This window comes from Candidatus Cloacimonadaceae bacterium (assembly GCA_030693415.1).
Taxonomy (GTDB): domain Bacteria; phylum Cloacimonadota; class Cloacimonadia; order Cloacimonadales; family Cloacimonadaceae; genus JAUYAR01.
This window is the reverse complement of the sequence record JAUYAR010000019.1, coordinates 1-6,308: the sequence shown is the minus strand read 5'-3', so window position 1 is coordinate 6,308 and position 6,308 is coordinate 1. Positions and strand designations below refer to the sequence as shown.

Annotated in this window: 7 protein-coding genes; 6 read left to right on the top strand and 1 reads right to left on the bottom strand. The window is 47.1% G+C overall.

The window, feature by feature from the left end:
• Positions 1-455: 455 nt before the first annotated feature.
• On the bottom strand, positions 456-995 hold the full coding sequence (locus Q8M98_01240; protein ID MDP3113375.1) for a S24 family peptidase: 540 nt from the start codon (positions 993-995) through the stop codon (positions 456-458).
• A 708-nt stretch (positions 996-1,703) separates the two neighbouring features.
• Between Q8M98_01240 and Q8M98_01235 the strand changes: the two genes are divergently transcribed.
• The 6 genes from Q8M98_01235 to Q8M98_01210 all read left to right on the top strand — a co-directional run.
• A complete protein-coding gene (locus Q8M98_01235; protein MDP3113374.1) occupies positions 1,704-2,045 on the top strand; it encodes a hypothetical protein in 342 nt (113 codons plus the stop codon).
• The gene (locus Q8M98_01230; protein ID MDP3113373.1) at positions 2,032-4,110 is read left to right on the top strand and encodes a Mu transposase C-terminal domain-containing protein; all 2,079 of its coding nucleotides are present in this window, start codon (positions 2,032-2,034) and stop codon (positions 4,108-4,110) included. The genes Q8M98_01235 and Q8M98_01230 overlap by 14 nt, the downstream gene beginning before the upstream one ends.
• Before the next feature lie 11 nt (positions 4,111-4,121).
• The gene (locus Q8M98_01225; protein ID MDP3113372.1) at positions 4,122-4,838 is read left to right on the top strand and encodes an ATP-binding protein; all 717 of its coding nucleotides are present in this window, start codon (positions 4,122-4,124) and stop codon (positions 4,836-4,838) included.
• Positions 4,835-5,557, top strand: coding sequence for a hypothetical protein (locus Q8M98_01220; GenBank protein MDP3113371.1), 723 nt, complete (start codon positions 4,835-4,837; stop codon positions 5,555-5,557). Before Q8M98_01225 ends, Q8M98_01220 begins: the two co-directional genes overlap by 4 nt.
• Before the next feature lie 15 nt (positions 5,558-5,572).
• The gene (locus Q8M98_01215; GenBank protein MDP3113370.1) at positions 5,573-5,992 is read left to right on the top strand and encodes a hypothetical protein; all 420 of its coding nucleotides are present in this window, start codon (positions 5,573-5,575) and stop codon (positions 5,990-5,992) included.
• A gap of 34 nt (positions 5,993-6,026) precedes the next feature.
• Positions 6,027-6,308, top strand: a 282-nt coding sequence (locus Q8M98_01210) for a DUF3164 family protein (GenBank protein MDP3113369.1), incomplete at its 3' end; no start/stop codon positions are given.

Sequence of the window (6,308 nt, the reverse complement as noted above, 5' to 3'; positions counted from 1 at the left end):
CATGCATGAGCAATCGCTGATTGCCAATCTGAACATCTCCCAAATCTGTCAAGAAAATGTGAAATGGAAGCACTTAGACCACTTATTCTCCAAGTGCTCTGGTAAAGCAGCGTAGAATGGTGATGGTTTTTGAACAGTCTCGATCGGCGTCCTGCGCTACATCGAAAACAATGATTGGCAATACTAAAGACCACTATTCCTCAAACTGCTCGGAAAAAACCAGCGTAGAATGGTGATGGTTTTTGAACAGTCTCCTCACCTGATATAAAGAGTCAGCCAATATTGCAAATGGGCTTCGGTGTGACATGAGGGGATAAGGCTTTGATTGGTGGGGAGATAGATAAGATATGCTTTAGACTGTGTCACACCGAGCTTTGGACGTTTCTGGACTTGTTTGGATCAAGGTTATTGCAAATTTGCGTTGATTTTGGACTGGTTTCGGAAATCCTTGTATTTCAGTAAATTAGATCAGTTCCACAAAGGCGCAGTTGGACTGCAAGTGTGCCGATCAGAAAAACGTCTCTGGTCTGATCCTCGTCCAATATAAGAGTCTTGAAGTCTAAATTGAGGGGTTCGAGTACCAGTGCAAGCCTCTTATGATCTAACTTTACACGTTTCAGAGTAATCCCTCCATCCACTCTCACAGCACAGATCTGACCATCCGCACTTTCCCAGTCTATCGTCTTGTAGATCAATACTATATCTTCATTTCGGATCTTCGGAGCCATGCTGTTGCCACTCACCATGAATGCCAGGTACTGGGATGCGCCTCGGGGAATGTAACTATCTGGTATCTCAATCTGTTTGCGACTTTCCTTATCTTCGACCGCTTCGGTGGGGGGTCCGGCGGAAATTTCCGCCAAGATGGGGAAAACTGCGGAGCGAATGTAAGTATCTCCAAATTCATCTATTAGTAGCTGTCTGCCACCGATGATCTGATACCGCTGATTACGTTTGATGGTGTTGTCTTGCTCCCAGGGGCCGGGGATCATCATAGGTCCTTCACCTGTCAAAACCCAGTTGATGTTCACCTTTTCGTCTGCTAATTTGAGCAGAAATTCAGAGTCGGGGAAGCGATCATTCGTCTTATAACGTATGATTGAGTTCTTAGAAACACCGAATTTTTCGGCAAATTCCCACTGCTTCAACTGCATTGATTTCATAAGGGTTTGGATACGGTCACCTATCGTCATTTTGTCCACTGTTCCCCCTTTGGGGCTTTATTTCTGCTTGACAGTTCCTGTATGGGTATCATTATGTATCTGTGAACAACATATAAATTCCCAAATGTTTAGTCAAGACAAATCATATAGAGTGAGTTTACGCGGCGGATTCTTCCGCCAGTGTGCAGAAAAAAAACTAAGTTCCCGTTTTCGCAGAAAGGACTTCCCAAGTTATTGCAATTGTGTGCAGTAGCACCACATTACAAAATAAGGGAGGCGCTTATGAAAGCGACCACTTACGAGGCAGTCAGACGAGGGCGAAAAAGTGCTCGGTGTGACAAAATACTCGGTGTGACATGTGTCACACCGAAGCCCAAACGGGAACGGCAGCAGTTAAAGCTATTGACGAGAGAGATTAAAGAGCGTGTCACACCGAGTGTCGGTGTGACAAATGGAGATTTGCTCGGTGTGACAGTGAAAAGAGCTAATTTTGTCACAGTGAGGGTGATTCAAAGTGGAACCTACATAATGAGATTGAAAATGAGTAAAAAGAAGATTAAGGCGATCTGGCTCACCATAGAACGGGTGGGTGAACTCAAGGGCTGTTCGAATAGGACAGTCTGGCGATACATAAGCGAACAGCAGTTAAAGACACACAAGCAATATGTAAAGACCGGGATGCGGACGATCAATAAGACCTTCGTCTTAACCAACCCGGAACTATACAATCTGGAGATTGCTCGGTGTGACATAGGGTTTGTCACACCGAGTGAGTTTGTGGAAGCAGAGATCGAAGTGGATGGCAAGCTATTGATCAGTGCCCTGATTTATGGCTATACTCCCATAGCTGACGAGCATGGAGGTTCAGATGAGCTTCTATAACGTCACCTCTTCGGAGTATGCCCATTTCTATAACAACTACATCATGGGCACCGATAAGCCGGATACTCCAGAGACTATCACGACCACTATCGCTGTGATAGATAAGGCAGCGCAAGCTGAGCTTGAGTCAGAGGACTCAGACTGGACTGACGAAGATACCCTAAAGCCAGTACCGGTTAAGGGACCTGCCTTCAAAGAACGCAGCCAGTCGGATTATATCGATCTCACTCCTCCGGACAACATACCTTATAAGTATGAAAACGAAGCCAGGCTTTATGGTCAGTTCTGCTCGACCGTGCTCTATCGGCTGGAACAATGCGAGTCCAGAGTTGAAGAGTGGAAGAGCATAACAGAAGACTATAATAGAAAAGAGCTGATCTCGGAGCTATACGCCTTGCTAGGCAAACGCAATGAACGATGCCTGCGGCTGTGGTTGGAACGCTATCTGGAAAGCAATCGGGATATGTTCTCACTGGTACATAAGAACAAGAACCAGATCAGGGGTCGCAAAGTTACCTATATTGAACAGAACTACCTGCTCAACCTGCTGCTCAATCCCAATAACATCAAGGTCGGCTCTGCCATAAGCAGTTTGAAGGACGCAGCCAGAATGGATATCCTCGAATCTCCCAGTAGCGCACCTACCCTTAAACGCTGGTGCAATGACTGGGAACAGAATAATAAAGCCATCTGGACTCAAGCCCGGAGCGGAAGTAAGGCTGTAGCTGAAAGCATCGTCAAGACCATTATCCGAGACGCCAGTCTATTGAATGTAGGCGATGTATGGGTAGCCGATGGACATAACCTGGCTTTTGATATCATGAACCCTAAGACTGGGAAAGCCCAACGCATGACAATGATCATGGTCTTCGACTGGGCATCAAGATATCCGGTGGGAGCCTCACTTGCCTTTACCGAAGACAGCCATCACATCCAAGTGGCATTCAGAAACGGCTTCCTGAACTGGGGAGCATTGCCGAAACGCATCTATCTGGATAACGGCAAGGCTTTCAAGAGCAAACTCTTTCATGAGCAGTGGGATGATCATGATCTGGAACTTGAACTGGGAGGGATATTCCCCCGCCTCGGGATCAATGTGGTTTTTGCCAAGAGTTACAATGCCAAAGCTAAACCTATCGAACGGTTCTTCAGAACCTTCCAGGAGCAGTTTGAACGCTTTATCTCATCCTTCCGAGGCTCATGTATAGACGATAAACCTGCTCCCCTGATGCGTAACGAGAAATGGGCACGGAAGCTATTCGAAGCTCATCCTCCCACAATTGAAGAGACCATGCATATGATCGCCTTCTATATCAGGCACATCTATGGAGAAAATCATCACTCCGGACTGGGAGGCAAGACACCCTGGCAGGTATTCAGTTCATCCAAGCTACCTGCTGACCGTTTAGTGGTACCCGGTAAGCTCAATAACCTGATGCTGAGTGCGGAACGGAAGCGTATCCGTAACAATGGCATCATCATCGATAAGCTACTCTACTGGGATATTGAACTGGTAAATCACATCGGCAAGGATGTAGTGATCAGATACGATCTGGGAGATGCCAGGTGGATACTGGTCTATGACACCAATGATAAATACCTCTGCCAGGCAGAGCTACGCCGGACTCAGCATCCAATGATCCAACTCGCAGAAGATCAGCCCACCTCCTTCAAAGAACTGCGTAAGGAATACACTGAGATCAAGAAGCTGCAACGCAACACCGAACGCAAGACCAAGATATTGGTCAGGCAGACTCAGATCGTAGTCGACAGGCTGATGATCCCCATGCGTAAAGCCAAAGCTCTGGATGCCAATCCCATCTTCAAGCAACCGGCAATGATTGAGCCACCTAAACAGAGTCGGGATCAGGCGATCAATGCAATGGAAAAGCAGATGGTTAAATCCCTGCCCAAACTCGATCCAATCAGAGGGGACGAGCCTTTACATAAGACTGAGGCAATAGTGCCCATTCCCACTCAACCAATCCTGGATGAGAACGATTTAACAATCAAACCCAAACCCAAAAGCTTTGAGGAAATGCTCAAGCGTGCGGGCATCAGATAAAGGAGGATAGCTTGAAACAGAACAAACTCGTAGCCATAACCAATGTAGTGGAAGCGGATGACTGCATTAACTTCCTGCTCAACCGACCCAAGATGGAGATGGTGGGACTGGGGCTGCTCTTCGGACGTCCCGGTCTCGGCAAGACCACCTATGCGCAGCGGATGGCATTCCAGAGGGGATACATCTATCTGAGACTGGAATCTACCACCACCCCCAAGTCATTTATGGTGTCTCTGCTCAGTGCCTTATACACCAAGTTCAGGATGGGAACCTTTATCCCGACAGGTACTGCCAATAACCTGCTTCAGCTCATCCTGCGGATACTTGAGGATCACAAAGATACGGTCATCGTAATCGATGAGATCGACTATTCCTTCTCGCATGAAAAGCTCTTGGGAGCGATCCGGGACATCGTGGATGAGACCCTGACTGTGGTCATCCTGGTCGGCATGCAGAACGCAATGGATAGGCTCTCGCAGATCAATGCCCATTACTTCGATAGGTGCAATTCCTTCTATGAGTTCCAACAGATCTCCAGACGGGACTTAGAACTGGTTGCCAGAGAAGTAATGGAGGTCGAGGTAACAGAAGAAGTGATCGAGAAGATCGATTTCAACAGTGGAGGCAACCTGCGTAAAGCCATGAAGGTGATGTACATCATCGAGAATGAGCAAAAGAAGCAACCCGATATGGCAGTCTCCGCTATCGACTTGAGTACCGCCTTATGAGCCCAACCGAGTTGATCCTGAACTTCGTCAATCTCTACAATCATCCTTTCACAGCAGACCTGGCAGCGGAGATGACGGCTCAAGATATCAGCCTGGTGCAGCCGATATTGGACAGACTCTATAGTGATCAGACTATCAAGCTGATCTCGCCTGAGGATGGCATCTATGTGCGTAACAATCGCTACAATCCCGTAGTGGGATATAAGCAGAAGGGCGAGTGGAGGTTCGATCCGGCTGCTGCCAGATCGCTCCTGGATCACATTGAGATAGGCAAGTTCTATACGATTAGAGAAGTGGCAAAGGACTACCCCCGCAGCCGTCAGTGGGTTTATGTCTATATGGAAGCCTTGGCATCTATTGATATTCTCGGCTTCAGTGCTGATGGGTACTGTGTTAAATCAAGGGATAGATTGAACGACTTGGGTATGAACATCATCAAGGGTGCAATCTGCAAGATATACAACGATTACTATGCAACTTCGCATAAGACTAATAGGCCCCCATCAGTCCGGAAAGTTGATGAAGATAAGCTGCGTCTGCGTCAGGAAAAACTTGAACAGAGACGAGCAATTGAGAAGGCGAAACGGAAAGCTCACCGGGATGAGCGTGACCGCATGTTTGAACTGGAAAAGCAAAAAATTGCCCGTGAGAACCAGAAAGCCTGGGATCGCTTAGCTAAACAATGTGAAGCGTTATTAACTAAGTTCAAAACACAATAACAGAGGGAGCATTCTATGGAACGGGAACTACGGGAAAGACAACTACGGCAACAAATCCATGCCATCCGGGTCAAGAAGTTCCACTGGCCCCTGGATGGGTTCAAGTTCATCATGAATGGTCTCGGTTTTGGAGAATCGCTCTCGGCACTGCCTGAAGAGCGTCTGCTGGAGCTGAAGTCAATCATGATCAGTTATCGGAAGCATGGGCGTCCCTATGAATTCACCTTCGACAAACAAGGGAACTACATGTTCTCACTCATGAAACAGGCAGCTTGGACTGATTCCGACCTAAGAGCCTTCATGATTAAGCACTATAACAAGAGCCATTGGAACCTGCTCAATAAACCAGAGCGCAGAGCCGTTATCGCTATGCTGCAGAATTACATCAAGAAGCACGCACTTAAGCCAGAAAACGATAATCAAACAGATAAATAACCACTTTTAGAAAATCACCACAAGGAGAACTCACATGGAAAATCAAACCAGACCCAAAGCGAAAGCGACCGCAGAACGTACCAAGATCGATGCCCAAGGTCGAGCCATCCCGGTCTCTGTAATCAAGTCCGAGATGCTCAAACAGGATACAGTAGTCAACAACACTCTTGATCGGGTAATCAGGCTTCAGAAGCGCATCATCGCAGATAAGATCAAGCTTTATGCGGAGATTGAAAGCTATCTCGAATTCATAGCCAAGAAGAGTGGTATGGAATGGAAAGGCAATGCCGCATTCACCAGCTTCGATGGCAAATAC

What these genes read in the sequence shown, in the direction of transcription:
- Q8M98_01240 (MDP3113375.1), bottom strand. Translation starts at nt 995, where the DNA reads ATGATGATCCCCGGCCCCTGGGAGCAAGACAACACCATCAAACGTAAT.
- Q8M98_01235 (MDP3113374.1), top strand. Translation starts at nt 1,704, where the DNA reads ATGAGTAAAAAGAAGATTAAGGCGATCTGGCTCACCATAGAACGGGTG.
- Q8M98_01230 (MDP3113373.1), top strand. Translation starts at nt 2,032, where the DNA reads ATGAGCTTCTATAACGTCACCTCTTCGGAGTATGCCCATTTCTATAAC.
- Q8M98_01220 (MDP3113371.1), top strand. Translation starts at nt 4,835, where the DNA reads ATGAGCCCAACCGAGTTGATCCTGAACTTCGTCAATCTCTACAATCAT.
- Q8M98_01215 (MDP3113370.1), top strand. Translation starts at nt 5,573, where the DNA reads ATGGAACGGGAACTACGGGAAAGACAACTACGGCAACAAATCCATGCC.